Here is a 25,953-nt window from a genome sequence, read left to right on the forward strand (position 1 = left end):
CTGGTCACAGCTTGCCCGAGATCTGGCAACAAGGGCGGTCAGCGGGCTGCATAGCCTGACATCATGCCCACCGCAACCATGGTTCCTGCCATTCGCCGCATTGCCTGCAGCCTGGCGGGCGGACTGCTGCTGGCCTCAGTCGGCGGCGCACTCTTAGCAGCACAGGCGGCCGATGAGTTGGAGGTGTACCAGCAACGGCTCGGGCAGCTGTTCCGGCAGCTCGATCGCAACGGCGATGGCCGGCTGGAACGGGACGAAGTGCGCGCCAATGCCTACCTGCAGCGGCACTTCGAGCGGCTGGATCGCGGCGGCAAGGGCTACCTGGTGCCGGGCGACCTGCGTTAGGGATTCAACTGGGCCTTGTCAGTCACCACCCGCACCCGCTTGGTGGCACTGACCAGGCCCTTGGGGTGCACCAGCAGCACGGCCCAGGTTTGGGAACCGGGGGTGAAAGGAGCTTGCACGGTCTTAAACAGGCCGCCGCCGCCGAGGGCACCGAGCTGCAGGTCGGGGCTCTCGAGCGCACTTACCTGCTGACCGGTCAGAGCCACCAGGCCACCGGCAACGATGGCTCCATCGAGGGGTTCATCAATCAGCACATCTAGGTCGTAGCGCTGGCCAGTGAGCACGGCATCGGGGATCAACAGGCTGACCGGCAGATCGACCTCGCCACTGCGCAGCAAGGCTTGCTCACGAATCACCGTTTGGCCATTGATGCGACTGCCGCTGCTGCTGAGCACCAGCTGTTGCTGGGCCTCCAGCCGGAAGCGAGTGGGGCCTTCCTGCCGACTGCCAGTCACCTGCAGTTGGACCGTGGCGCTGCCGTCACGCAGGGGCGCGCCTGGGCCTACCTGCCAGCGGGCATCGGGAAATTGGCGCAGCAGGGCCCGGCGCCGCAACTCGACCAGGGTGACATCCAGGCCCGTGCCGTTCTCCAGCACGGCCGCCAGCTCTGCGCCGCCGTTGAGGGCCTTCTCCAACAGCTGCAGCTGGGCCCCACTGGGCATCGCTGCAGCCGCAGCCGCCGGGTTGGCGAGCAGCAGGCCGAACAGCAGGCCGAACGGCAAGCGACTCAACTGCTGGGGGCTTGGCATCTGGGCGGCGGAAACCGCTTTTAAGTTAGGCGCGCCCGCGACCCCTCGCATCCATGCCCAGGCTCCTGATCGCTGCCAGCGGCACCGGCGGCCACCTGTTCCCAGCCCTGGCGGTGGCCGATGCGATGCCGGCGGACTGGAGCATCCAATGGCTGGGCGTGCCCGACCGGATGGAACGCCAACTGGTGCCCAGCCGCTATCCACTCCAGACCGTGCGGGCCGGCGGGCTCCAGGGCCGGGGCCTGAGCAAACTCTGGAACCTGGTGCAACTGCTGCGGGCCAGCGGTTCCGTGCTGCACATGATCCGCCGGGAGGGCATCGAGGCGGTGTTCACCAGTGGCGGCTACATCGCCGCGCCGGCAATTTTGGCGGCCCGCTGGAGCGGCGTGCCGGTGGTGCTGCACGAGAGCAATGCCGTGCCCGGCAAGGTGACCCGCCTGCTGGGCTGGCTCTGCAGCCGGGTGGCCGTCGGCCTGCCCCAGGCCGCCGCCCGCCTGCCCCGCTGCCGGCCGGTCGTCACGGGCACCCCCGTGCGCCAGGCCTTCCTGGAGCCCGCCCCCCTGGCTGCCTGGGCTCCCCTGGGGCCGGGCCCCCTGCTGCTGGTGATGGGCGGCAGCCAGGGGGCCCTCGGCCTCAACCGCATGCTGCGGCCCCTGCTGGCCAGGCTCGCGGCGGCCGGGGTGCGGGTAGTGCACCTCACCGGCAGCAACGACCCCGAGGCCGGCCAGCCGCTGCCGGCCGGCGTGGTGGAGCGGCCCTTCAGCGACGAGATCCCCGGCCTGCTGCAACACGCCGACCTGGTGATCAGCCGCAGTGGCGCCGGCGCCCTGAGCGAACTGGCGGTGGCCGGCACCCCGGCAATCCTGGTGCCCTATCCCGCCGCCGCCGATCGCCACCAGGATGCCAATGCCGCCGCTGCGGCCCAACTGGGGGCCGCCGTGATCGTGTGGCAGCACCCGCCAAGCGAACCGGCTCTTGAGCGCAGCCTCTGGCGCCTGCTGGGGCCGCGACTGCGGGGGGCGGCTGCAGCCTGCGATCCACTGGTGGCCATGGGAGCCGCCATGGCCCAGCTGGCGGTGCGCGATGCCGATCGGCAGGTGGCGGCTCTGCTGCTGAGCCTGCAGGCTCAACGCTCAGCCAGCTCCTGACGCAGGGCGCCGATGATGCGGTGGTTTTGCTGGTGGCTCTGGTAGCCGATCCGCAGCCAGTTCGGCCCCAGGCCGTCAAAGGAGCGGCAATCGCGCAGCAGGATGTGGTGGCGACGCTCCAGCCGTTCCCGCAGCGGCAATAGGGAGGTTTCGCCGCGGATCAAAAGGAAGTTGGCGGCCGAAGGCAGGGGGCTGATGCCCGGCAACTGGGCCAACTGCTGCTGGAGCCAGGCCCCCTCGCGGTCCGTCCAGCGCTGCACCCTGCGGCCCCAGCGGCGGCAGGCGGCGGGATCGCCAAGCAGGCCTTCGCCCACGGCGGCGGCCAGACCATTCACCGGCCAGGGATCGCGCCAACAGCCCCAGCGCCGCAGCCGCTGGGGCTGGGCGACCGCGTAGCCCAGCCGCAAGCCGGCAATGCCGTAGAGCTTGGTGAGGCTGCGGATCACCACCAGGTTTGGCTGGGCCGCCACCAGGGGTATCAGGCTCTGGTCTTCTCCGGCTGGCACCAGGGGCAGAAAAGCCTCGTCGACGATCACCAGGGCAAACCGCTCCAGCAGGGGCTCCAGGGAGGCCCTGCTCCACAGCTGGCCGGTGGGGTTGTGGGGATTGGTGATCCACAGCACCTCGCCCGCTGGTGGGGCCGGGAACTGCTGGGGCTGCGCTGCTGGCTGCACCGCTAGCTGGAGCGGCAGGGGCATGGCCTGCCAGGCCCCTGCCCAGCAGGCCAGGGCCCGCGGGTAGTCGGCGAAGCCCGGCTGGGGCAGCACGCTCACGCCAGCCGCCGACGCATCCCGGGCCGCCCAGGTGAACAGCTCGGCTGCACCGTTGCCCGGCAGCACCGCATCGGGGCTGAGGCCGTGGAAACCGGCCAGGGCAGCCCTCAGGGCGGCGTAATCACGATCGGGGTAAACCCGGGCCTGGGCCCCGAAAGCAGCCCGCAGCAACTGCCAGCGCAGAGCCCAGGGCGGCCCGAAGGGCACTACGGAGGCACTGGCATCCAGCAGCTGGGAGGGACGGCAACCAAGACGCTCAGCAGTGGTGGCCAGGTTGCCGCCGTGGCGCTCAGGCGGTGGCATCGGCATGGCTGCAAGTTAATCGGGGTGCCCGACAACCACAGGCGGCTCCGCAGCGGAGAGGTTTCTGGCGAGGCGGGGCTGCGCTATCAAGACCTCGGCGTTCCAGCTCCCCCAGGCTCCCGATGGCAATCCCGATCCCCAGGCCACCGGGCGCGGCAGCCGCCCCGTTCCTGGGTCTGGCCATGGGTCTGGTCCTGGAGCTGGCCCTGGGGCTGGGGCCGGCCGGGGCGGTGAACAACGAGCAGCTGATGCAGCTGCTCGCTCACAAGGCCTGCCAGGGCTGCAGGCTCCAGGATGCAGACCTGGTGCACGCCGATCTGCGCGACGCCCAGCTGCAGCGGGCCCAGCTGCAGCGAGCCAATCTGGGCCGGGCCCAGCTCGATGGCGCCGATCTCAGCGGCGCCGACCTGAGCTTCAGTTCCTTGCTCGGAGCTTCCCTGCGGGGGGCCAATTTGCGCGGCACCAAGCTGGAGGGCACGGATCTGCGCGAGGCGGATCTCAGTGGCGCCCAGCTCGACACCAATGCCCTGGCCACTAGCCACTGGAAAGGGGCCATTGGTATGGGCGCCGAGCTCAGCAGTTATGCGGCGCTGCACAATGCGGGCGTGGAAGCGGCCCTCGAGGGGCGTTTGCCTGAAGCGGAAAAATATTTCAATCAGGCCCTCCTCAAACAACCCGATGCGGCGATCACCTGGCTGGCCCGCGGCATCACGCGGGTCGAGCAGGCAAAACGCGAGGAAGGGGTGCAGGATTTCATCTATGCAGCAAGCCTCTATGAGCGGCAGGGCGCACCAGAAACAGCCCTTGAGCTGCGCAGGGAAGCGGAACAACTGAATAAAAGAGCAAAGAAACCGGCGGGGGGCAACGGCATGGGCGGCACCCTGCTCCAAGGGGCGGCGGGCCTCTTCCAGGTATTGGCGCCGCTGGCGGCCAAGGCCCTGATCCCCTTGCCCTTCTGAGCAGGTACCAAAACAGCCAGCGCCAGCCAGCTGTTTGCGAGCGCCGCTAGCAGCGACCCCTAAAAATACTAAATTTTGATATATACGGGGTCTTTGAGATCCGCTCTGGTCAATCCAATACGACCCTTGCTGGCCTCAATGGCGACCAACCTCCAGCCCTTGGGCAAAAATTCAGTCGACTGGCCCCCCACCTGATCGAGATACACCTCGCCCGACTTACTTTCGTGTTGAACAAACACGGCCTGCTGGCCGGAGGCCTTGATGAAACCAAGCACCGCGAAGTTACCGAGCATTTCACGGATCTTGGCTGGTGTTGGAGCCTGGGCCTGCGCTGCAGCAAGGGGAGCGGGAATGGGGCCGAAGGGATCCAGCCGGCCCTCAGGGAAGCTCTCGATCACCTGTTGGGCCGTAGGGGCCTGGGTCAGACCTGAAGAAGAAAGGGAGGCCTGGGCGGTGGGCCCCTGCGGTTGGGGCCGCCGCTGCAGGGCTGAAGGATCGCCATCGGCCAGGTTGGCTGCGGAGTCACCATTGGGTGTATTGCTGCAGCCAAAAAGGGCAACCAAAAGTGCCCCCACAGCTAGCAAACGCCCCTTCATTTGCCAGGGGAGCCATAGATCATGCGCCTGGCCTCTTCCGTATCAGGTCTGAACCCGTATCCATAGGCACCACCCATTTCATCATTGATGATCTTGGGAGTCACCATGATCACCAATTCACGTTTTTGACGAACATTGCCGCTGGAACGGAACAGCGAGCCAATAAATGGAATATCTCCCAAGATGGGCCATTTCCTCACCTCGGCGCGATCAAAATCGGAAATCACACCGGTCATGATTAGAGTCTGACCGTCGCGCACCCGCAGGGCACCTGTGTCTAAGCTGCGCATGCTAAGGATATTGAGATCAGAACCGCATCCCGCTGGAGCTCGCTCCCTTGCTGTCACCGCCGAGACGCTGGGCGAAAGCACAAATGTCACAAAACCATTGTCGTCTATTTTTTCCACTCTAGCGCCCAAAACAAGACCAGCAGTTGAAAGCTTTGGCACACAAGAAATGACACCTTGAGCTTGTTTGGTTTCATAATCGGTGACTACATTAGTCCCCACCCTAACGACTCCCTCATTGGCTCTTCTGCGTCCAATCGCCGAGTCTACATCAATGCTCCGAATGCCTTGAGTAACATCTTTTTCGGCATTTTTCATGCCAGACTCTTGACCTTCTCTCAAAAGTGCAGAGTTTTCCTGCAGAATAAGGGTTGGACTAGCCAATAACTTTGTATTTGCAGAAACTATTTGGGCCTTTAAAAAATCATAAAATTGATTAGGTGGATAAGCAGTTCCAGGATTGACTGGGGCAGGGGACAATGGATCTAGCGCTTCATTAATTATTCTAGTTGAGCTGCACGCCCTATCGGTACAAGTAGTGTCCTCTTGTATGCGTTCTGGCTTCGCACTTGACGCCCCTCCAGCCATAGCTTCAAACTGACTCCCAGTCGGCGGCAAATTATTGCCAAATGCCCCAAGCAGCTGACCATTGTCATTGACGATAAAATTATTGCCCCATCGAATCGCAAAGCTATTGCTCATTGTCGAGTCGTTATCTAAATTGACATCTAAGATCTTCAAGGATAATGCCACCTGGCGCTGGCGCAGATCAAGCTGCTTTAGGTATTGCTCGGCGATGAGGATGACCGAAGAATCCCCCACTAAAGTGATTGTTCCCAGCCTGGTGTCGGTAGTTGCCCGCAGGCCCACCAGGGGGCCAGTAGAAGCTCCATAGGCCTCCACCATGGTCTGACTACTTGATTGGGTGGTGGCACTGGAAGCAGCCCCGATGACGGCCGAGCTTTGATTGGCGCCCTGGGTAACAGCGGTGGTGATGGTATTGGTTTTAGTAACAGAAGCGCCTAGATTAGCAAGGTAATCAGCGGCGGAGTTGGCGCTGACTTGGTTTAATCGATAAACCTTAGAAAGCTGGGGGCCGAATGATTTTGATAATACATTGAGGCCTGCAAAGATTGTATTTCCCTCCACCCTTGCCTGCAGGCCCGAGCCCATAAGAATGGCATTGAGTGCCCTGCTATAGGCCTCACCCCGAAATGAAACGGTGACGGGCTGGGCCCTTGGAAGATCTTTGTTTGCAGGCGAAGATTCAGCAGGCGCACCAGCGCCCTGACCAGGGAAGGAATTCTGGCTTGTAGCGGGATTCTCCACATACACAAACCCATATCCACCCAGCTGGGCCAGCACCATCAACACATCTCTAGCGTTAGCCCCCCGCGTGGTGAGGGTTACAGGAGGGCCACTCAATCGGATGTAGCCGCGATTTCGAAGCGTCATCGTGCCCACAGCCATATCCCCCAGCGGCGGTGCAACGGCCCGGGGCCGCAGGGTGGGCACAAAGCTCTTGATGGGCACCGGGGTAGGCTGCCGCAAATTGGGGCGCGCCGTCTGAGAGAGCACATTGGGCTGGGCCGGGAAGCTCACCACCAGGTCCCGACCGTCGCTGCTGATCACCGGCGAGGCCAGGGGCCGTCCGGTCACGGGCGTCACCGTGAGCCGGAAATTCTCACCACTGCCCTCGAAGCTGATGCGCTCGAAACCCTCAGCCGGCAGCGCCAGCGACTGGGGACCCACCTTCAGTGACCGGGGGCGATCGGTGCGCAGGTCCCCCTGCCAGCGGTCGGCCAGGGGCTGCTGGGTCAGGGAGGCCCCCAGGCCCGCCTGCTCCAGCACCAACTCCACCGCATCGGGCAGGCGCCGCACCTTCAACTGCAGCCCAGCGCCCGCAATCGCCTGGGTGGTACCAGTGCTGGCCGGTGGCACGGGCCGGCGGGCCTGGGCAAGCACCTGGTTGGCGGGCAGCAGCAGGGGCGCTGTCGCCACCACCAGCGACAACCAGGCGCAGCCGATCCGAGCCACCAAGGCCAGCCATCCCGGGAATGGCCCGATGGTATCCACAAGAAACCCGCCCCGCCAGGCCCCTGGGCCCGCTTAAGGCTGGCTAAAACCAGTCTTGCTGGAGCTGTAGAGGGTCAGGGTGAAGGTCATCGCCGTGGGTGCTGGGGCCGGCGCGGCGGCAGGGGTTGGGGGGGAAGCTGGCGAGCTGGCTTGGGAATCAGCGGCGGCAGCGGCGGGGGCCTGGCCAGCCGTGGGCCCAACCTGCTGCAGCGTGAAGCCGCTCTGCCGCACCAGCAGGCTCAACCGCTCCATCGCCCGGATGAAGCCAAGCAGGTTTGGATAGGTCCCCACAGCCTTGAGCTGCATCTGGGTTGCCTGCAGGCCAGCACCGGCCAGGGGATCGGGCGGCTCAGCCGGGGCTGCGGAGGCAGCTGGGGCGGCCTCCCCTGGGGCGCCCTTTGACTGGACGGGCTGGAGCACATCGAGCTGCACGCCGTGGCGCTGGGCTTGCCGATCTACCTGGGTGAGGAAGGTGGCCAGATCCCCACTGCCCGCGATCAGGGCCAGCAGGCGGGCCTGTTGCAACTCGGCGCTTTGGGTCGCGGTGATTGTTTGATCCAGCTGCTGCCGCAGCAGGGGAATCCCGGCCGCCGTGGCCTGCTTCTGGGCCTGGCGCTGGTTGGCCTCGTTGAGTTTCTGCAGCTGGGGAATCACCCAGCCCCCCAGCAACGCCAGCGCCACCACCCCGCCAAGGGCCAGGGGCAGCAGCAGCAGCTGACGCGGCGATAGGCGGCTGCCGGCCAGGGCCGGTTGCTCACCAGCAGGAGCCTGCAGGTTGGTCATGGCAGCAGTCCCTCCCCTTTCAGCATCTGGAGCCGGCGCACCATGCCATCAGCGCCGAGCTGCTGGAGGATCAGCGCTTCCTGGCCTGCGGCCAGCGGCGGCCTCAACCTGGCGGTGACCATAAAGCCCACCTGGTTTGATCCCATGGCCTGGGAACCCTCACTGCGGATTCGCTCCGCCTGGCTCAACACCACCCCCTGGGGGTCGAGCAAGGGCGAGCGGGCCAACTGCAGCTGCAGTGCATTGATGCGGCCAAAGCTGAGCGGGTCCCGCGCCTCGCCCTTGATCTCCAGGCTATCGGTGAGGATTTTGACCTCCCGCAGCCGCACCCCCTGGGGCACCCGCAGCTGCAGATCCCGCATCAGCGCCGAGCCTGAACGGTTGGCAACCAGGGCATTGGCCAGGGTGCGATTGGCACTGCCCAGCTTTTCCAGGGACTGCCTGCGGCCATTGAGAGCCTGCTCCAGCTCGGCCACCTTCGCCTCCACCAGGGCCTCCCGATCGAGCGAAGCGAGCACAGACTGGGCTCGCATGGTCAGCAGCACTCCCACCAGGGCCACCCCACCGACCAGCAGCAAGGCCCAGCCGCAGCCACGGACCAGCTGGCTCCGTTGACTTGCCCGCAGCTCCTGGGGATCGGGCAGGCCGAGCTCCCGGCGCCGCTCCCGCAGCAGGTCCACCCCCGCAGCCAGATCCAACTGGGCGCTCATCGGGCCCCCTCCAGCAGGGCCAGACCCCGCAGGGCCAGGTTTCCGTAGCCGCCAGAATCGAGCAGCTCAAGCGGCTGGGGGCAGCCGAGCTGCAGCCGCTCCTGCTGGCCGGCGGCCAGCCCTGCAGCCAGTAGCAGCTCAATGGGGCCCGTGGCCTGCATCCCCTGCTGCCAGCGCAGAAAGCGCAGGCAGGCCTCGAGTTGGCCTAGCCACTGCTCCAGCTCCCCGCTAAGTAGCCGCTCGTAGAGCGGCACCCCATCGCGCCACACCAGCAGGCGCAGGGCCTGCGGCTCGGGCAGCAACAGGCCCACCAGGGTCGTTGAATTCGCCGCCAGCAGCCGCTCCTGCAGGCCCACCATCCAGGCCACCTGGGCCGGCACGAGCCGACCCAGGCGCACCCCCGCAATGTTGAAAACCTCCAGCCAGTCCGCCAGCAGCTGGCGCTCGATGGCCACCACCAGGGCATCGACGTCACCGCCCTGGACGGGCATTACGTCGAACCAGCCCTGCTCCAGCGCGAAGGGCAGGCCCAGATCGGGCTGGAGCTCTCGCAGCTGCCGCGCTGGCTCTGGGGGCCAGGCCGCAAGGGGCGAGGCCGCAAGGGGCCACTGCAATGCCCGCCAGTAACAGGCCGGCGCCGGCAGGACCACGCTCAAAAGGGCCTTGATCTCCCCGTAGCTCAGCAGCAGGTCGCCGATGAAATCACCCAGGGCCTCCGTTTGGAGGGGCCTGCCCCCCCGGCAGGTGGCCGCCGGCAAGGGCACTATCCAAGGGGCGTCCAGGGGTTGGTTGGCCTTCGGCAGGCGTTGGGCCGTGAGCACCAGGTCGCTGAGATCGAGCACCACCTTGGTGGGAAACAGCTCAGACCGCAGTGTCTGCCACTCCTCCTGCAAGCGTGCAACGACCAACGGGACTCCCGAACCACCGCCTGAAGGTTATCGAGAGTTCACCGCCAGGCCAGGCCGGAGCCCACAGCTGCGCCGATATGGGCCAGACCATGGCGCTCGAGTTGGCATGCCAGACCCGCCAGGATCTGAGGCACCAGGGCCGGCCCCGAGTAGATCCAGCCGGTGTAGACCTGCACCAGGGACGCCCCGGCGGCGATCCGCTCCCAGGCGCTTTCAGGCGAATCGATGCCGCCCACTCCGATCAGGGGCAGGGCAGGGCCGGCCGTGGCCCGCAGCCGCCGCAACACCTCCAGGGCCCGGGCCCGCAGGGGGGCACCGCTGAGCCCGCCGGCCTCCTGGGCCAGGGTGCGGCCGGTCTGGGCCAAGCGGCGCTGCTCCAGGCCAAAGCGGTTGAGGCTTGTATTCACGGCAATCACCCCGGCCAATCCCTCCTCGTAGGCGATCCGGGCAATCGCATCGATGGCGTCGTCCTCGAGGTCGGGGGCGATCTTTACCAGCAGCGGCGGACAGGCCGGGAGCCGCCGCAGCCGCTCCACCAGGCGCCGCAGCAGGGTTTCCTCCTGGAGCTCCCGCAGGCCGGGCGTGTTGGGCGAGCTGACGTTGATCACGGCGTAGTCGGCCAGGGGCGCCAGCAGCTCAAGCGAGGAGGCGTAGTCGTCTGGAGCCAGCTCCAGCGAGGTGAGCTTCGATTTGCCCAGGTTGATCCCCAACACGGCAGGGCGCCGACCGGGCGGGGGCAACTGCTGGCGCTCCAGGGTGCGGCGCAGCACCTGGGCCCCATCGTTGTTGAAACCCATCCGGTTCAGGGCCGCCCGCTCCGCCGCCAGCCGAAACAGCCGCGGCCTGGGATTGCCCGGCTGGCCGTGCCAGGTCACCGTGCCCACCTCGGCAAAGCCGAAGCCGAAGAGGTGCCAGATGGCAGCCGCCGCCCCATTTTTGTCAAAACCGGCGGCCAGGCCCACCGGATTGGCGAAGCGGCAGCCGAACAGGCTCTGTTCCAGCCTGGGATCGGGGTGCTGCAACTCCGCCGCCAGGCCAGCCAGGGCGCCGCTGACGATGGGCCAGGTTCGCCGCAAGGAGGCCTGGCCCAGGGCCGTGAGGGTGAGTTGGCTCAGTTGCTCGGCATCGGCGCCCTCATCGCGGCTGAGCAGGGGGCCCAGCAACCGCTGATAGAGAGCACCTGTATTGGTTGCCCCAGCTGGATTCGCCATCGCCCGCCGCCTACTCCCGATCCGCCAATCCTCCCGCGTTCCTCTGCAAACGCCAGCGCCCACCCCCCAGGGGCAGCACTTGCCAATCCCGCCACACCCAGGGATCGCTGCGGCTTTCCAGCTGCTGCAAAGGCTGCTCTACCAGCTGGGCCAGTTCCACCAAATTGAGGCCGTAGCCCTGGTCGGCGAGGCGGTCGGCCAGTTCCAGCCGGCTGAGCAGCTGTTGCAGGCCAGGCGGCGGCACATCGGCTTCGATCCTGGCGCTGGCCACCACCTCCCCAGCCGCCATGGCAGGCATCTGGCCATGGGAGAAGGCCACGGCGATGGCATCGCAGCGGTCGTTGTCGGGATCACCGCTGTGCCCTTTGACATGCACCAGCTCCACCCCCGGCAGCCGGGCCTGATCCAGCTGTTCCCACAGGTCCCGGTTGAGCACCACGCCACCGGAGGCCGTGCGCCAGCCCTTGCGCTTCCAGCCCTGGATCCACTTGCTGTAGCCATCAATCAGATAGCGGCTGTCGGTGCGGATCGTCAGGCCGGAATCGTGGGGCAGCTCCTTGATGGCCTCCAACAGGGCCAGGGCCGCCGTCAACTCCATGCGGTTGTTGGTGGTGGCCCGCTCGGCACCACCCATTTCATGCACCGAGCCATCCTCGAAACGCAGCAGGGCACCCCAGCCCCCTGGGCCGGGATTGCCACTGCAGGCTCCGTCACAGGCAGCTGCCACCACGCGCACCGGCTCAGCAGCCACTGGACAACCTCCAAAAATTCGCTAGAGAGCACTTCTGTTTGCGTTCACGCCCTGCCATGGTCTGCCCCACCCCAGGCCCAACCAGGCGCCGACTACAACGAACCTACCTGCCCCTGGCCGCCCTGGGCCTGGCCGCGATCAGCCCCTGGGCCCAGGCTGCCAACATGTTCACCAGCCAGCCGCTGGATGGCAGCCGTTTCGCCGTGCTGGCCCGCCCAGTGGGCACCAGCAGCTGGAGCCTGGTGGTGCTGGAACAGATCAGGCCCCAGCCCCTCTGCTGGGAGCAGCGTCCTGACGGGCTCACCGAGCCGGCCCTGAACCGCTTCAACTTCACCGGTATCTGCAACCGCTACCTCGACAGCAACGGCTACTCCCTGCGCATCGGCGATCAGGATCTGGCCAGCCGCTACCGGCTGCAGCTGCGCCAGAGCGGAGCGGAACTGCGGCTGGAGGCCAGCACCCCCAGCGACGCAACCGTGCTGGTGGTGGGCAGAGCCCAGGTGCCCCTGCGTGACAAGAATGGCTTTGTGGCGCTGACACTCGAACCTGGCTGGGACCTGCAGCGACGCAGCTTCAACGCCCAGACCCTCAACCACGTCTACTTCGCCAACCCCATCCCCCTGCCCCTGCTGCTGGCCAGTGCCAATGGCTCCCTGGCGACGAGAGCCCAGCCACCGATGGCGCCCCCGCCGCTGCCGCCTGAACCCACCAGGGCTGAGCGCAGCAAGCTGCTCGCCCAGGGGCCGATCCGCCTGCCGGTGATCCCCTTCAGCGAGTGACAGTTGGCAGAGAGGCCTCCCTGAGCTGGCCCCACCCCCATCCCACCGTTAAATTTCTGGGGTGTGAGGAGTGGGAACGCTCTTCCGGGGTCGAAACGAGGCAAGACTCCCAGAATCGTTCCAGCTCAAAGCCCTGCCTTCGGCGGGGCTTTTTTTTGCCTGGTCTCAGAACGGAGTCCATAAAAAACCGGCCCCGCGATGGGGCCGGCCGAGGGCGTCGAGGCTGGCAGGGCCGCAAGCGGCCTGGGAGTCATTTGATGGTGACCTTGCCGCCAACTTCTTCAACAGCCTTTTTGATCGCTTCGGCGTCGCCTTTGGCGATGCCTTCCTTGATGGCGCATGGAGCGCTTTCAACTAGGGCCTTAGCTTCGCCCAAGCCGAGGCCAGTGACCTCGCGGACGGCCTTGAGCACCTTGATCTTGGCGGCGGCGTCAAAGCTGTCGAGCATGACGTCGAATTCGGTCTGCTCTTCAACGGCTTCAGCAGCAGCTGCGGGAGCTGCGGCCATCACCACGCCAGCGGATGCGGCGGCAGACACGCCAAAGGCCTCTTCGATCTGCTTGACGAGCTCGGAAGCCTCAAGCAGCGAGAGGGTTTTGAGTGATTCGAGAATTTGGTCGGTTGTAGCAGACATGGTTGGGAATCAGCAACAGAAAGGGGAAGTCGCTTGAGCTCAGCTGCCGCCTTCGGCGTGCTGGTTGAGCGCCCGGGCAAGACCGGACGGAACCTCGTTGATACCCACGGCCAGCTTGGTGGCCACGGCGTTGATCGCACCGGCGATCTGGGCCATGAGCACCTCCTTGGAGGGCAGATCCCCGATGGCCTTGATGTCGTTCTGGGAAAGGAGCTGACCTTCGAAAAGGCCGCCCTTCACATCCGACTTCTTCGTGTCCTTTTGGAAGGACTGCACGGCCTTCACCGCACCACCCACGTCGCCCTTGACGAGCACGAAGGCATTGGTGCCGGTGAGCAGGGAATCGAGATTCGACCAGGCGCTATCGCCATCAATGGCCCGGCGCATCAAGGTGTTTTTGGTCACCTTGCACACGCCGTTACTGGCCTGCAGACGGGTCCGCAGATCAGACATCTCCTTGATGGTCAGGCCCTTGAAATCAAGAACCAGCGCCATTTCGGCCTCGCCGAGGAGCCCCTTGAGCTCTTCGACGATCTGTTGCTTGTTCTCCAGAGTGCGGCCCATAGGGAAGGAACGGATCGGGGGAACAAGCGGGGAACGCAGCCCGGGACGCTGAAGCCCTCCTTGGGGGGATCAACTCGAGGCCGCTGCCTGTTCTGCCACCCGGTCGGACGAATCCTGCCTGGAGCCAAACCTGTCGCGATCACCTCGGCAGGACTTACGGGCGTGAACCCACCTGCTGTCAGGGGTAGGGCGCGTGCCCTTCTGGCCTAAGCCAGCGATCCACACTACACAGCGACCATTCCCTGACCGTTCCCCAACCAATCCCCGACCCATGCTCCCTCCTGCTCGCCGGATGGCGGTGCTGCTGCCCAGCCTGCTGCTGGCCCTGCTGCTGGCCCTGCTGCTGGCCCTGCTGCTGGCCCTGGGCCTCGCTCTGGCTGCGCCGGGGCGGGCCAAGCCGCTCTGGAACGTGGGCACCGATCCGAGCTACGCCCCCTTCGGCTTCACGGATGGCGACAGCGGCAAACTGCGCGGCTTCGACATCGAGCTGATCGAAGCCATCGCCAAACGCAGTGGGCACCGCCTCCAACTCACCCCCCTGCCCTTCGATGGCCTGATCCCCGCCCTCCAGGTGCGCAACCTCGACCTGGCGATCAGCGCCATGACGATCACCGCGGAGCGGGCCGAGACGGTCGACTTCTCGCGGCCCTATTTCGCCGCCGGCCTGGGCATCGTGGTGCGGGAAGGCACCCAGGGCATCAGCACCATCAAGGATCTCGAAGGTCGCACGATCGCCGTGCAGATCGGCTCCACCGGAGCCAAGGCCATGGCTGCCGTACCCGGCGCCAGGCTCAGCACCTTTGATTCAGGCCCCCTGGCCCTGCAGGAACTGCTGAACGGGAATGTGGAGGCCTACGTCAATGACCTGCCCGCCACCCTCTACGCGATTGAAACCGCTGAGCTCAAGGGGATTGAGATCGCCGGCAAGCCCCTCACCTCCGACTTCTACGGCATCGCCTTCCCCAAGGGCTCTCCGCTGAGTTCCCCGGTGAACCGGGCCCTGGGCCAGCTCCTGGCCGATGGGAGCTACGCCCGCATCTACCAGCGCTGGTTTGGCCAGGCTCCCCCTTCACTGCCGCCACGCGCCCCGGCCCTCGACAGCCGCAGCGGCAGTGCGAGGCTCGACTTGATGCAGTTGCTGCGCAATCTGCTCCGCGGCGCCGGGGTGACGCTGGCCCTCACCCTCTGCTCCTTCGGCGTGAGCCTGATCGGTGCGGCCCTGGTGGCGACCGGGCTGCTGAGAACAAATCCGCTGGTTCAGCGCTGCAGCCGGGTCTACGTCGACTTCTTTCGCGGCACACCGATCCTGGTGCAGCTGTTCGTGATCTATTTCGGCGTGCCGGCACTGGCCCAGCAATTGGGGCTCACCCTCCAGATGGACCGCTTCGCCGCCGCCGTACTGGCCCTGGGGCTAAACGGGGCGGCCTACCTGGCCGAGACCCTGCGGGCAGGGATCAGCTCGATTGAGCGCGGCCAATGGGAAGCGGCCAAAGCCCTCGGACTACGGCCCATCCCCAGCTTGCAGATGGTGATTCTGCCCCAGGCCCTGCAGCGGGTGCTGCCCTCCCTGGCCAATGAGTTCATCACCCTGATCAAGGACACCAGCCTGGCGGCGGTGATCGGCTTCAATGAACTGTTCCGCCAGGGGCAGCTGGTGGTGGCCACCAGCTACCGGGCCTTTGAGGTGTATCTGGCGGTAGCCCTGGTGTACCTGGTGATGACCACCGCCGCATCGCTGCTGTTCAAGCAGCTGGAACGGAGACTCAGGCGTCCTGCTTGATGTCCTGCAGGGCCGAGAAGTCGACTTCCACCGAAGGGCCCATGGTGGAGGTCACATACAGGCTCCTCCAGTAGCGGCCTTTGGCGCCGCTGGGCTTGTTGCGGTCGATGGTCTCCTGCAGGGCCTTGAGGTTGTCGAGCAGCTTGGCCGAATCGAAGCTGGCCTTGCCGAAGCGCACGTGCACGATGCCGGCCCGGTCGGCCCGAAACTCCAGCTTGCCAGCCTTGAACTCGTTGATGGCGCCGGCCAGGTCGGTGGTGACGGTGCCGGCCTTGGGGTTTGGCATCAGGCCGCGGGGGCCGAGCACCCGGCCCAGCTTGGCCACCTTCGGCATCATGTCCGGGGTGGCAATCAGCAGGTCGAAGTCCATTGCGCCCTTGGCGATCTGGTCGACCAGATCGTCGTCGCCGGCCAGGTCGGCGCCGGCGGCCTTGGCGGCAGCCACTGCCTCACCGCGGGCGATCACGGCGATGCGGATGGTCTGGCCGGTGCCGTGGGGCAGGGCGACGGTGGTTCGCAGCTGCTGGTCTGTGTACTTGGGATCGATGCCGAGGCGCACATGGGCCTCGACGGTTTCATCAAACTTGGCGGTGGCGTTGGTCTTGACCAGCTCAATCGCCTCGAGGGGGGTGTAGCTGCGGTCTTCGACCGTGGCTCTGAGGGCAGCGAAGCGCTTAGAAATTTTCGTCATGGTGAGGATGGGGTGCGGGCGATTCAGGGCTTGGCCGTTGAACAGATGGACTGGTCAGGGTTGCCTGGATCTCCCCCGGATAGGTGGGGATTAGTCGGGATTAGTCGTTGACGGCGACGCCCATGTTGCGGGCGGTGCCTTCGATAATGCGCATGGCCGACTCCACGGTTGTGCAGTTGAGGTCGGGCAGCTTGGTCTTGGCGATCTCCTCGAGCTGGGCACGGGAAATGGCACCCACGGCCCCCTTGGCGGAGGTGGCGGCACCCTTCTCAATGCCGGCAGCCTTGGTGATCAGCACGGAAGCTGGCGGGGTCTTGGTGATGAAGGTGAAGCTGCGGTCTTCAAAGACCGAAATCTCCACCGGAATCACATAGCCGGCCTTCTCCTGGGTGCGGGCGTTGTACTCCTTGCAGAACGCCATGATGTTGACGCCGTGCTGGCCGAGGGCAGGGCCCACCGGCGGCGCGGGGTTGGCTTTGCCGGCCTGGAGGGCCAGCTTGATCACGGCTACGACTTTCTTGGCCATCGTCTGAGGCTACGGGGCGGATCTGCGGATGACCCCCAGGTAGTGGAGGTGTGGGGTGAGGGCCGTCCTCCGCAGGGAGACGGCCGCTGGGCAGGGCCAGGGCCTAGCTCTGTTTGCTGATCTGGGAAAACTCCAGTTCCACCGGGGTCTCCCGGCCGAAAATCGAGAGCAGGGCCTTGAGCTTGTTGCGCTCACCCGACACCTCGATCACCTCGCCCTGGAAGTCTTTGAACGGACCTGCCGTGACCAGAATCTGGTCGCCCTCGGTGAGATCCACCTTGACGACGGCCTTCTTCTCGGCCGCCCGCTTGAAGATCCGGTCGACCTCGTTGCGGCTCAGGGGCCGGGGCTTGATGTGGCCGCGGGCCTTGGAGGTAGCACGGCGCTCTTCGGCCCCCACGAAATTGATCACATTGGGGGTGCTGCGCACCGCCATCATCGTGTCCTCATCGAGCACCATCCGCACCAGCACATAGCCCGGGAATACCTTCTCCTCGGTGCTCTGGCGGGTGCCATCTTTTTTGAGCTTCACCCCCGGGGTCTGGGGGATCTCGATCTCGAGGATGCGGTTGTCGACCCCCAGGGTGACGGCCCGCTGCTCGAGCGTGGCCTTCACCTTCTTCTCGCAGCTGGAGGCCACCTGCACCGCATACCAGCGAGCCACCTGGAGCTTCTCACCGCCAGCGGCCGGCGCTTCTTGAAGATCGAGGGGGCTCACCACCTCGCTAAGGGGCTCGGTCAGGGGCTCGGACACGGGGTTCACGGCAAGAACGGAATCGACGGACGGGACAGCAAACAACAAGGGTTCAACCAAACACCTGACTGGACGCCCAGCCGTAAAAACGATCCAGCGCAGCGATCGCCGCAGCCGAGATGCTCACCATCAAGATGACGGCCACCGATTCGCTGAACAGCTGCTGGCGGCTGGGCCAGACAACCTTGCGCAACTCCGCCAGGGTTGCGGCGACAAAGCCCCCAGGAACGGCCGATGACTCGGCAGCCGGGGTGGCCTGTTCAGGGCTTGGGGAATCGGGTTGGGGGGAGTCGGAATCCACTGGCGCTTGCGCACGGTGGCGTCCGCGCGGATCGGCAAACGAACACCCTACCCGAGGGGCTCAAAGGTAAGGGGGTTGCCGGCCACCACACGCACGCCCTGGGCACCGCTGAAGCGTTCCGCCAGCAGCTCGGTGGCCAGAGGGTTCTCCAGCTGGCGGCGCAGCACCCGCCGCAGGGGCCTGGCCCCATATTCGGGCTCATAGCCCTGCTCGGCCAGGGCCTGTACCACCGGCTCGGGCACCTCCAGCTGGAGGTGCTGCTCCGCCAGCAGCCGGGCCAGCTCGGCCAGCTGCAAGCGCACGATGCGCTGCAGATCGGCCGGGGCCAGGGGACTGAAGCGGATCACCTCGTCGATGCGGTTGAGAAATTCCGGTCGAAACTGGGCAGCCAGGGCCTGGTCAACGGCCTGCTCCAAGGCCTGCTCCCGCTCGTCAGGGTCGCCGCCGGCCCTGGCGTTTTCCAGGATGGCGCGGCTGGCCAGGTTGCTCGTCATGATCACCACCGTGTGGCGGAAATCGACCGTGCGGCCCTGGGAATCGGTGAGGCGGCCGTCATCGAGCACCTGCAGCAGCAGGTTGAACACCTCGGGATGGGCCTTCTCCACCTCATCGAGCAGCAGCACCGCATAGGGCCTGCGCCGCACAGCCTCGGTCAGCTGGCCTCCCTCCTCATAACCCACGTAGCCGGGCGGCGCCCCCACCAACCGGGCCACGGCATTGCGCTCCATGAATTCACTCATGTCGAGCCGCACCAGGGCTTCGTCCTCATCGAAGAGGGCCGCCGCCAGAGCCTTGGCCAACTCGGTCTTACCGACGCCGGTGGGTCCCAAAAACAGGAAGGAGCCCACCGGCCTGGTGGGGGACTGCATGCCGGCCCGGGCCCGGCGAATCGCCGCGGCCACGGCAGCCACCGCCGTCGGCTGGCCAATCACCCGCTCGCCGAGCCTGGCCTCGAGCTCGAGCAACTTCTGACGCTCGCCGGCCAGCAACCGCTGCACCGGAATACCGGTCCAACGGGCCACCACATCGGCAATGTCGCCCTCCTCCACCTGCTCCCGCAGGATTGGTTCGGCCTGGAGTTCGGCCTCGAGGGTTTCGCGGCGCTGCTGCAGCCCGTAGAGCTGGTCGTGCTGCAGCCGGGCCGCCTCCTCGTAGTCGCCCTCGCGCTCGGCTTCGGCGATCGCCGTGCGCAGGTCTTCATCCTGCTGCAGCAGTTGCCGCAGTTCAGCCAGCCGCTCCCGCTCGGCCTGCCAGCGCTGCTGCACCTCCTGGAGGGCCTCGGTGGCCCGGCGCCGCTGCTCCTGCCACTGCACCCTTTCCTGCTGGGGTGACGCCTCAGCCGAGAGCAGGGCCAGCTCCACCCGGCGCAGCTCCGCTTCCGCCGCCTCCACGAGCTGGGGCTTGGAGGTGACCTCCATGCGCAGCTGGGCGGCCGCTTCATCCACCAGATCGATCGCCGAATCGGGCAGGGCCCGGTCGGTGATGTAGCGATCGGCCAGCCGGGCCGCCGCCACCAGGGCCTGGTCGGTGATCGCCACACCGTGGTGCAGCTCGTAGCGCTCCTTCAGTCCCCGCAGGATCTCCACGCTGGTATCTGGCCCGGGCTCCTTGATCAGCACCTGCTGGAAGCGCCGCTCCAGGCCTGGATCCTTCTCGATGCTGCGGCGGTAGTCCTCCGGGGTGGTGGCACCGATGCAGCGCAGGTACCCCTGGGCCAGGGCGGGCTTGAGCACGCTGGCGGCATCGGCGGTGGAACGGTCGCTGCTCACCACCGTGTGCAGCTCATCAATGAAGAGCACCACGCCGGCCGCACCGGCCACCGCATCGGCGTCGCGCACCTCCTTGAGCACGGCGCGCAGGCGCTCCTCAAACTGGCCGCGAAACTTGGCGCCGGCGATCAGGGCGCCCAGATCCAGCGCCACCAGCCGCAGGCCCAGAAGTGAATCGGGCACCTCGCCGGCCACGATCCGCTGGGCCAGCAACTCAGCCACGGCGGTCTTGCCGACGCCGGGCTCGCCGATCAGCACCGGATTGTTCTTGCTGCGGCGGGAGAGCACCTGGATCAGCCGACGCATCTCCAGGTCGCGGCCGATGACCGGATCGAGCTCGCCGGCGCGGGCCGCGGCGGTGAGGTCGCGGCCGTAGCGCTCCAGGGCGCAGGCCTCGGCTGGCTCGGAGGAGCCTGGGGGCTCGGGTTCCAGGCGCAGCTCGGGGGCTGGGGCAGCAGGGCCAGCAACAGGGCCAGCAGCGGTGGCAGGTGGAGGAGCTGGGGGGGTGGGGAGTGGGGGCCTGTCTATCCAGTCGTCCGGGCAGAACTGGCGCCGCAACAGGTCTTCACTGAGGCCCTCCGGCACCAGCAGGGAGGCTCCGATCCTGGGATCCCCCACCAGGGCTACCAACAGCTGGGGCACATCCAGCAAGGGGGCTCCCCAGGCGACCCTGCAGCGCTCGGCAGCCTCCAGCAGATCTTCCAGGGCATCGCCGATGTACAGCTCCGGCCCGTTGGCGCTGGGCTGGTCGGCACAGAAGCTCTCCAGCCGATCCAGCAGCCGGTCTGGATCGAGGGGCAGGGGATCCAGCCAGCGGTCAAAGCGCCGCTCCGACAGCAGGGTCTGCAGCAGGTGCTCCACGTCCATGGCGCCATGGCGCCAGCGGCGAGCAGTGTCCTGAGCAGCCAGGAGCAGCTCCCAGCCGTCATCGCTGAAGCGATCGGGGTCGCTGGTGAGGCTTGGGGACATGGGCTTTGGGATCAGCCTGGAGCAGAGATCTGGATCAGCTCCACCTTGTACCCATCAGGATCCTCCACGAAGGCAATCACCGTGTTGCCGTGCTTCATGGGCCCGGGTTCGCGCACCACCTTGCCCCCCTTTGCCGCGATCGCAGCACAGGTGGTGTAGATGTCATCCACCCCCAAGGCAATGTGGCCGTAGGCACTGCCGAGCTCGTAGTGGCTGATATCCCAGTTGTGGGTGAGCTCCAGCACGGTGGTGTCACTCTCGTCGCCGTAGCCCACGAAGGCCAGGGTGAACCGGCCCGAGGGGTAGTCCTTACGGCGCAGCAGGTCCATGCCCAGCACCTCCGTATAGAAGAGAAGGGAGCGATCCAGATCCCCCACCCGGAGCATGGTGTGCAGCATTCGCATCGATCCACCCGATTGGCTGCCAACTTCCAATCATAGGATCGCCTCAAAGACAACAGCCGACGACCCACGTGATCGACTCCCTCGACCTAGTGATCGACACCGTTGTGGCCCGGGAGGTGCTTGATTCCCGCGGCACCCCCACCGTGGAGGCCGAGGTAATGCTGGAGGGCGGCGCCAGTGGCAGGGCGATCGTGCCCAGCGGCGCCAGCACCGGCGCCCATGAGGCCCACGAACTGCGGGACGGCGGCAACCGCTACTTCGGCAAAGGGGTGACCCGGGCCGTCAGCAACATCGAGGAGAGGATCGCGCCGGCCCTCTGCGGCCTCAGCGCCCTCGACCAGAGTGCCGTCGACGCCGCCATGGCCGAACTGGACGGCAGCGACAACAAATCCAGCCTCGGCGCCAATGCGGTGTTGGCAGTGAGCCTGGCCACCGCACGGGCAGCCGCCAACGGCGTCGGCCTGCCCCTCTACCGCTACCTGGGAGGCCCGCTGGCCAACCTGCTGCCGGTACCGTTGATGAACGTGATCAACGGCGGCGCCCACGCCTCCAACAACATGGACTTCCAGGAGTTCATGTTGGTGCCCCACGGCGCGGCCAGCTTCAGCGAAGCCCTGCGCATGGGCGCCGAGGTGTTCCACACGCTCAAGGGGTTGCTGAGCAGCCAGGGCCTCTCCACCGCCGTTGGCGATGAGGGCGGCTTCGCCCCGAACCTGGCCAGCAACGATGCGGCCGGCGAGCTGCTGATCCAGGCGATCGAGAAGGCCGGCTATCGCCCCGGCGACCAGATCTCCCTGGCCCTGGATGTGGCCAGTACGGAGTTTTTCAAGGACGGCCGCTACAACTTCGGCGGCGGCAGCTACAGCAGCGCCGAAATGGTCGACCAGCTGGCCCTACTGGCCAGCCGCTTCCCGATCGTGTCAATCGAGGATGGCATCGCCGAAGACGACTGGGAGGGCTGGGCCCTGCTGACCGAACGGCTGGGCAAGACGGTGCAGCTGGTGGGCGACGACCTGTTTGTGACCAACACCACCCGACTGCAGCGGGGCATCGACCTGGGCGTGGCCAACTCGATCCTGATCAAGGTGAATCAGATCGGCTCGCTCACCGAAACCCTGCAGGCGATCGATCTAGCAGGCCAAGCCGGCTACACCAGCGTGATCAGCCACCGCTCCGGCGAAACGGAAGACACCACCATCGCCGACCTGGCCGTGGCTACCCGCGCCGGCCAGATCAAAACCGGCTCCCTCAGCCGCTCCGATCGGGTAGCCAAGTACAACCAGCTGCTGCGCATCGAAGATGAGCTCGGCAGCCAGGCGGTGTATGCCGGCGCCGAAGACCGGGGCCCCCGCGGCAAAGCCTGAGCTCAGCGAGAAGCCGGCAGCTGATCGAGCCGGCCATCGCGCTTGAGCCGGCCCTGCAATTTCAACCAGCTCAGGGCCACCGGCAGGGCGCCTACCAGGGGAATGGCGGTGAGGGCGGGGCGGCTGCTGGCCGCCAGCAGGGCCGCTGCCACGGCCAGGCCGGCCAGGAGCATGGACTGGCCGGCAACCTGCTGGGCCAGGGCGAGGCGACGCAACAGGCGATCGGTTTCGCCGGCCCTGATCTGCACCTGCAGGTCGCCCTGCTCAATGCGGGCCAGGCTGTCGTCCAGGCGCTTGGGGATACCCAGGGCGCGGCTGCCCACCTCAGCCGCCTGGCGCGAGATTTCGTTGAACAGCTCGTTGCCGAACCGATCGCCGCCGCTGCCGGAACCGCTTGAAGTCATCAGAGGAAGCAGGTAGGGGCGGGCAATCGCCACCAAGCTAAAGCTGGCATCGAGGCTGCGGCCGACCCCCTCAAAGGTGGTGAGGGCCCGCATCACGAAAATCAGCTCAGGGGGCAGGCGAAAGGGCTGGCCGTAGACCAGGTCATAGAGATCGCCCGACAGCCGCTCCAGCACATTGGCGGAGAAGGGCGGCGTGAGGGCCTCCTCCAACATCACACGCACCAGGCGCCTCACCGGCCCAGGGTCAATGCCGGGGGCGATCAGGCCAGCCTGCTGCAGCTCATTGACCAGGCCGGCGGCATCCCGGCCGGCTGCTGCCCGCACCATGCTGCCGAGCCGAGCCTGCAGCCGACTCGAGAGCTGGCCCATCATGCCGAAGTCGTAGTAGATCAGCGCACCATCGGCCGCCACGGCCAGGTTGCCCGGATGGGGGTCGGCGTGAAAAAAGCCGAACCGCACCAACTGCTGCAGGTAGCTGGCGGCGCCTTTCTCTGCCACCGCGGCAGGCTCGATGCCCGCCGCCAGCAGGGCCGCCCGATCGGTGATCTTGATGCCGGGCAGGTAGTCGAGACACAGCACCCTCCGGCTGCTCAGCTCCCAAATCACCGCTGGCACCCGGATGCCGGGATCGCTGAGAAACTGCTGGCGGAAACGGGCCGCATGTTCGGCTTCGAGGCGGAAATCCAGCTCCCGCAGCAACACCCTGCGGCACTCCTGGGCGATGCCGATCCAGTCGCGGCCCTGGCCCCAGCGGGGATGGCGCTGAACGGCGGCGGCCACCTGCTGGAGCACCTGCAGATCGAGTCGGAAGGTGCGCTCCAGGCCTGGACGCTGCACCTTCAGCACCACCTGACGGCCACTGCGCAGGCTGGCCCGGTGCACCTGGGCCAGGCTGGCGGAACCGAGGGGTTCAGCCTCAAGGTCGATTATCTCGGCGCAGCGGCCGCCCAGTTCCTGCTCGAGCAGGTCCTGAACCACGGTGAAGGGAAAGGCAGGCACCTGGTCCTGCAGGGTGGCCAGCTGCTCCACCAGCTCGGCGGGCAACACGTCAGGGCGGGCCGAGAGCAGCTGGCCGAGCTTGATGAAGGCCGAACCCAGGGCCAGAAATTCGTCGGTGAGCCAGCGGGCCCGCCGCACCTGGCGACGCCGCTGACGCTCTTCGCTGACACCGCCCAGGTAGGTCCAACTCTGAGCGTCCCACCAGAGCCCCAGCACCAGGGCCAGGGCTAACCACCAGATGCGCAGGGGCCGCAGCAGGATCACGAAGTGCTGTCCAGGCGGCTGGCCATGGCCGCAACCCTGGCGCGCAGGGCATCAATCTGATCCTGGGGATCCGGAACCCCTTCAGGGGAAGGGGGCTGATCGCCGGCTCCAGCACCAGCTCCAGCTCCGGCTCCAGCCTCACCCCGCTCGATCCGGGCCGCCTCGGCCTCCACCTCATCCCAGAACAGCTGCAGTTCCTGCCGGATCCGCTCGGGGGCATCCTGGGCCAGCAGGGCCAGGTTGGCGGCCCCGTCTACCAGGCCACTGCCGAGACGGGCGCCAAGACGATGGACGGCAGCCTGAAGCAGGAGTTGCGGCGCACTCATGGCAGTCCGGCGTCTGGAGTTGACTTTGGCAGGTCGGGGCTCGGCAAGCGCGGCGGCGGCGGCGCGGCGGCGGGCGAGGCAGGGGAGGGGGGCGAGGAGAAAGGGGGGGAGGAGGCCCGAGGGGAATCGGCAGACCTGGTTTCGAGCGGCAGGGTTGGATCGGCCCGAAGCCCTAGGGAATCAGCATCTGGGCCAGCTTGACCTGGGCCAGCTGGATCGGGGGCAGCTGGGTCTGGGGATTCTGAATCTGTGAACTGGTCGGCGCCGGGCTGGGAATCGGGCTCGAGGGGCTCGAGATTGCCGCGCACCTCCTGCTCTTCGGTGCCGAACTGCAGGCGCAGGCTCTCCAGCGACTGGCCAGGGAAGGGCCGCACCTCAAAGCCCTGTCCCAGCCTCACAAAGGCAGGTAGCTGCAGGGCAAGCAGGCGATTGGCCACGCCGTAACCCAAGCCAAAGCAAACTCCCACCAGCAATGGCAGCTGCCAGCGGGGCTGGGTACCCGGCTTGTTACCGGGCTGGGGGCGGGACGAAACCAGGACCATGGATCCATTCTGACGCGGCTCCGGATCAGGTCGTGTAATCGGCGTTGATGCGGATGTACTGATCGGAGAGGTCACAGCCCCAGGCCAGCCCCGCCCCCGGGCCACTGCCGACTACCAGGCGGATTATTACGGTGTCGCTGTGCAGATAGGTGCTGGCTGCAGCGCGATCGAAGGGCAGGGGCTGGCCGGCGGCCATCAGCTGGTGCCCGCCCAGCCAGAGCGCCAGGCCAGCGGGGTTGAAGGGCACGCCGGCCCGGCCGGCGGCGGCGGCGATGCGGCCCCAGTTGGGGTCGCGGCCGTGCACGGCGCACTTCACCAGCGAGGAGCCGCAGATGGTGCGGGCAATGGTGCGGGCGCCGGCGTCATCGGCCGTACCCTCCACCCGCACCTCGAGCAGGCAGGTGGCGCCCTCACCGTCGCGTGCGATCGCCTTGGCCAGGTGTTGCGACACCGCCGTCAGGCCGGCCTCCAGGGCATCAAAGAGCTCGGGGCTCAAGGGCTCACCGGCTGCAAAGGCCAGGAACGTGTCGTTGGTGCTGGTGTCGCCGTCCACCGTGATCGCATTGAAGGAGCAAGCCACCGCCCGGCGCACCATGGAGCTCCACACCTCGGCCGGCACGCCCGCATCACAGCTGAGGTAACCCAGCATCGTGGCCATATCGGGGTGAATCATCCCCGAGCCCTTGGCCATGCCGCCGATGCGCACGGTGCGGCCGTCCAGATTGGCCTCCAGGGCGATTTGCTTGTCCACCAGGTCGGTGGTGAGGATTGCCTGGGCCGCCGCGCCCCCACCCTCGGGGCTGAGGGCCGCCACCAGGGGATCGAGGCCCGCCAGGAGCGTATCGATCGGGATCGGCACACCGATAACGCCAGTGGAGCAGATCAGCACCTGCTCGGCCGCCAGACCCAGGCGCTGGGCCAGGGCTGCGGTGGCCCCCAGGCTGTCGGCCAAACCACGCTCGCCAGTGCAGGCGTTGGCCTGACCGGAGTTGGTCAACACGGCCCGAGCGTGACCGCCCGAGGCCCGCAATCGCTCGGCGCAGAGATCGACGCAGGCCGCCCGCAGCAGTGAGGTGGTGAAACTGCCGGCGCAGACCGCACCCTCGGGGGCCTGTAGCAAGGAGAGGTCGGGCTTGCCGGAGGCCTTGAGGCCAGCCGTAACAGCGGCGGCCCTAAAACCGCTGGGGGCGGTGATGCCGCCGGGGATGGGATGCCAGGGGTGGGTCAACGCGCCGGGGCCACTGGAGCCATCCTGAACGCATGACCACAGCAGGGCCGATCAGG

27 protein-coding genes are annotated in these 25,953 nt (G+C 66.6%); 6 read left to right on the forward strand and 21 right to left on the reverse strand.

Annotation, left to right across the window (positions count from 1 at the left end):
• Nucleotides 1–78: 78 nt before the first annotated feature.
• On the forward strand, nucleotides 79–345 hold the full coding sequence (locus H8F27_RS05910; protein WP_197152106.1) for an EF-hand domain-containing protein: 267 nt from the start codon (nucleotides 79–81) through the stop codon (nucleotides 343–345).
• Here the strand turns inward: H8F27_RS05910 and H8F27_RS05915 are convergent.
• A complete protein-coding gene (locus H8F27_RS05915) occupies nucleotides 342–1,094 on the reverse strand; it encodes a hypothetical protein (RefSeq protein ID WP_197152108.1) in 753 nt (250 codons plus the stop codon). The genes H8F27_RS05910 and H8F27_RS05915 overlap by 4 nt on opposite strands.
• Before the next feature lie 53 nt (nucleotides 1,095–1,147).
• Here H8F27_RS05915 and H8F27_RS05920 point away from each other — a divergent pair, with 53 nt between their 5' ends.
• Complete coding sequence (locus tag H8F27_RS05920) at nucleotides 1,148–2,242, forward strand: glycosyltransferase (protein WP_197152110.1); 1,095 nt, start codon at nucleotides 1,148–1,150, stop codon at nucleotides 2,240–2,242.
• On the opposite strand, the gene H8F27_RS05925 is transcribed toward H8F27_RS05920, so the two are convergent.
• A complete protein-coding gene (locus H8F27_RS05925; RefSeq protein ID WP_370594497.1) occupies nucleotides 2,221–3,318 on the reverse strand; it encodes a histidinol-phosphate transaminase in 1,098 nt (365 codons plus the stop codon). The genes H8F27_RS05920 and H8F27_RS05925 overlap by 22 nt on opposite strands.
• Before the next feature lie 122 nt (nucleotides 3,319–3,440).
• Here H8F27_RS05925 and H8F27_RS05930 point away from each other — a divergent pair, with 122 nt between their 5' ends.
• Nucleotides 3,441–4,277 (forward strand): pentapeptide repeat-containing protein, encoded by an 837-nt coding sequence (locus H8F27_RS05930; protein WP_197152119.1) that lies wholly within the window; start codon nucleotides 3,441–3,443, stop codon nucleotides 4,275–4,277.
• A gap of 68 nt (nucleotides 4,278–4,345) precedes the next feature.
• Here the strand turns inward: H8F27_RS05930 and H8F27_RS05935 are convergent, their stop codons facing one another.
• From H8F27_RS05935 to H8F27_RS05965, 7 genes are all read right to left on the reverse strand, one after another.
• Entirely contained in the window at nucleotides 4,346–4,840 is a 495-nt protein-coding gene (locus H8F27_RS05935) for a hypothetical protein (RefSeq protein ID WP_197152121.1), read from the reverse strand.
• Nucleotides 4,841–4,869: 29 nt separating this feature from the next.
• Nucleotides 4,870–7,197 carry a general secretion pathway protein D gene (locus tag H8F27_RS05940; protein WP_231596544.1) on the reverse strand — a complete coding sequence of 776 codons (2,328 nt, stop codon included), beginning with the start codon at nucleotides 7,195–7,197 and terminating at the stop codon, nucleotides 4,870–4,872.
• A gap of 72 nt (nucleotides 7,198–7,269) precedes the next feature.
• Complete coding sequence (locus H8F27_RS05945) at nucleotides 7,270–8,019, reverse strand: hypothetical protein (RefSeq protein WP_197152123.1); 750 nt, start codon at nucleotides 8,017–8,019, stop codon at nucleotides 7,270–7,272.
• Nucleotides 8,016–8,729 (reverse strand): PilN domain-containing protein, encoded by a 714-nt coding sequence (locus H8F27_RS05950; protein ID WP_197152125.1) that lies wholly within the window; start codon nucleotides 8,727–8,729, stop codon nucleotides 8,016–8,018. The genes H8F27_RS05945 and H8F27_RS05950 overlap by 4 nt, the downstream gene beginning before the upstream one ends.
• Nucleotides 8,726–9,637: a hypothetical protein gene (locus H8F27_RS05955; protein ID WP_197152127.1), complete on the reverse strand. Its 912-nt coding sequence runs from the start codon at nucleotides 9,635–9,637 to the stop codon at nucleotides 8,726–8,728. Before H8F27_RS05955 ends, H8F27_RS05950 begins: the two co-directional genes overlap by 4 nt.
• A gap of 38 nt (nucleotides 9,638–9,675) precedes the next feature.
• Nucleotides 9,676–10,848: a quinone-dependent dihydroorotate dehydrogenase gene (locus tag H8F27_RS05960; RefSeq protein WP_197152129.1), complete on the reverse strand. Its 1,173-nt coding sequence runs from the start codon at nucleotides 10,846–10,848 to the stop codon at nucleotides 9,676–9,678.
• A gap of 10 nt (nucleotides 10,849–10,858) precedes the next feature.
• Nucleotides 10,859–11,599 carry a ribonuclease H gene (locus tag H8F27_RS05965; protein ID WP_197152131.1) on the reverse strand — a complete coding sequence of 247 codons (741 nt, stop codon included), beginning with the start codon at nucleotides 11,597–11,599 and terminating at the stop codon, nucleotides 10,859–10,861.
• Nucleotides 11,600–11,637: 38 nt separating this feature from the next.
• Here H8F27_RS05965 and H8F27_RS05970 point away from each other — a divergent pair, with 38 nt between their 5' ends.
• The gene (locus H8F27_RS05970; RefSeq protein ID WP_231596545.1) at nucleotides 11,638–12,378 is read left to right on the forward strand and encodes a DUF3747 domain-containing protein; all 741 of its coding nucleotides are present in this window, start codon (nucleotides 11,638–11,640) and stop codon (nucleotides 12,376–12,378) included.
• Nucleotides 12,379–12,628: 250 nt separating this feature from the next.
• Here H8F27_RS05970 and rplL read toward each other — a convergent pair whose 3' ends face one another.
• Complete coding sequence (rplL, locus tag H8F27_RS05975; protein WP_197152132.1) at nucleotides 12,629–13,012, reverse strand: 50S ribosomal protein L7/L12; 384 nt, start codon at nucleotides 13,010–13,012, stop codon at nucleotides 12,629–12,631.
• Between the two features lie 39 nt (nucleotides 13,013–13,051).
• A complete protein-coding gene (gene rplJ, locus H8F27_RS05980; RefSeq protein ID WP_197152134.1) occupies nucleotides 13,052–13,576 on the reverse strand; it encodes a 50S ribosomal protein L10 in 525 nt (174 codons plus the stop codon).
• A 271-nt stretch (nucleotides 13,577–13,847) separates the two neighbouring features.
• On the opposite strand from rplJ, the gene H8F27_RS05985 reads away from it, so the two are divergent.
• Complete coding sequence (locus H8F27_RS05985) at nucleotides 13,848–15,356, forward strand: ABC transporter permease subunit (protein ID WP_231596546.1); 1,509 nt, start codon at nucleotides 13,848–13,850, stop codon at nucleotides 15,354–15,356.
• Here the strand turns inward: H8F27_RS05985 and rplA are convergent.
• From rplA to gloA, 6 genes are all read right to left on the reverse strand, one after another.
• Complete coding sequence (rplA, locus tag H8F27_RS05990; protein WP_197152136.1) at nucleotides 15,340–16,047, reverse strand: 50S ribosomal protein L1; 708 nt, start codon at nucleotides 16,045–16,047, stop codon at nucleotides 15,340–15,342. The two genes, H8F27_RS05985 and rplA, sit on opposite strands and share 17 nt — an antisense overlap.
• A gap of 100 nt (nucleotides 16,048–16,147) precedes the next feature.
• Nucleotides 16,148–16,573 carry a 50S ribosomal protein L11 gene (gene rplK, locus H8F27_RS05995; RefSeq protein WP_197152138.1) on the reverse strand — a complete coding sequence of 142 codons (426 nt, stop codon included), beginning with the start codon at nucleotides 16,571–16,573 and terminating at the stop codon, nucleotides 16,148–16,150.
• A gap of 103 nt (nucleotides 16,574–16,676) precedes the next feature.
• Nucleotides 16,677–17,294 carry a transcription termination/antitermination protein NusG gene (gene nusG, locus H8F27_RS06000; RefSeq protein ID WP_370594498.1) on the reverse strand — a complete coding sequence of 206 codons (618 nt, stop codon included), beginning with the start codon at nucleotides 17,292–17,294 and terminating at the stop codon, nucleotides 16,677–16,679.
• Nucleotides 17,295–17,379: 85 nt separating this feature from the next.
• Nucleotides 17,380–17,628 (reverse strand): preprotein translocase subunit SecE, encoded by a 249-nt coding sequence (gene secE / locus H8F27_RS06005; protein ID WP_197152141.1) that lies wholly within the window; start codon nucleotides 17,626–17,628, stop codon nucleotides 17,380–17,382.
• Nucleotides 17,629–17,675: 47 nt separating this feature from the next.
• Nucleotides 17,676–20,366, reverse strand: a complete 2,691-nt coding sequence (locus H8F27_RS06010) for an ATP-dependent Clp protease ATP-binding subunit (RefSeq protein WP_197152150.1) — start codon at nucleotides 20,364–20,366, stop codon at nucleotides 17,676–17,678.
• Nucleotides 20,367–20,377: 11 nt separating this feature from the next.
• Nucleotides 20,378–20,770, reverse strand: coding sequence for a lactoylglutathione lyase (gene gloA / locus H8F27_RS06015; protein WP_197152152.1), 393 nt, complete (start codon nucleotides 20,768–20,770; stop codon nucleotides 20,378–20,380).
• A 68-nt stretch (nucleotides 20,771–20,838) separates the two neighbouring features.
• Between gloA and eno the strand changes: the two genes are divergently transcribed.
• On the forward strand, nucleotides 20,839–22,134 hold the full coding sequence (eno, locus tag H8F27_RS06020; protein WP_197152154.1) for a phosphopyruvate hydratase: 1,296 nt from the start codon (nucleotides 20,839–20,841) through the stop codon (nucleotides 22,132–22,134).
• A gap of 2 nt (nucleotides 22,135–22,136) precedes the next feature.
• On the opposite strand, the gene H8F27_RS06025 is transcribed toward eno, so the two are convergent.
• The 4 genes from H8F27_RS06025 to argJ are packed head-to-tail and all read right to left on the reverse strand — an operon-like array spanning nucleotide 22,137 to nucleotide 25,939.
• Entirely contained in the window at nucleotides 22,137–23,798 is a 1,662-nt protein-coding gene (locus tag H8F27_RS06025; RefSeq protein WP_197153399.1) for an AarF/ABC1/UbiB kinase family protein, read from the reverse strand.
• Nucleotides 23,798–24,127: a hypothetical protein gene (locus H8F27_RS06030; protein WP_197152162.1), complete on the reverse strand. Its 330-nt coding sequence runs from the start codon at nucleotides 24,125–24,127 to the stop codon at nucleotides 23,798–23,800. The genes H8F27_RS06025 and H8F27_RS06030 overlap by 1 nt, the downstream gene beginning before the upstream one ends.
• Entirely contained in the window at nucleotides 24,124–24,669 is a 546-nt protein-coding gene (locus H8F27_RS06035; RefSeq protein ID WP_197152164.1) for a hypothetical protein, read from the reverse strand. Before H8F27_RS06035 ends, H8F27_RS06030 begins: the two co-directional genes overlap by 4 nt.
• A 25-nt stretch (nucleotides 24,670–24,694) precedes the next feature.
• On the reverse strand, nucleotides 24,695–25,939 hold the full coding sequence (gene argJ, locus H8F27_RS06040; RefSeq protein ID WP_370594499.1) for a bifunctional glutamate N-acetyltransferase/amino-acid acetyltransferase ArgJ: 1,245 nt from the start codon (nucleotides 25,937–25,939) through the stop codon (nucleotides 24,695–24,697).
• Nucleotides 25,940–25,953 lie beyond the last annotated feature (14 nt).

The organism is Synechococcus sp. CBW1108 (genome assembly GCF_015840335.1).
Taxonomy (GTDB): domain Bacteria; phylum Cyanobacteriota; class Cyanobacteriia; order PCC-6307; family Cyanobiaceae; genus Cyanobium_A.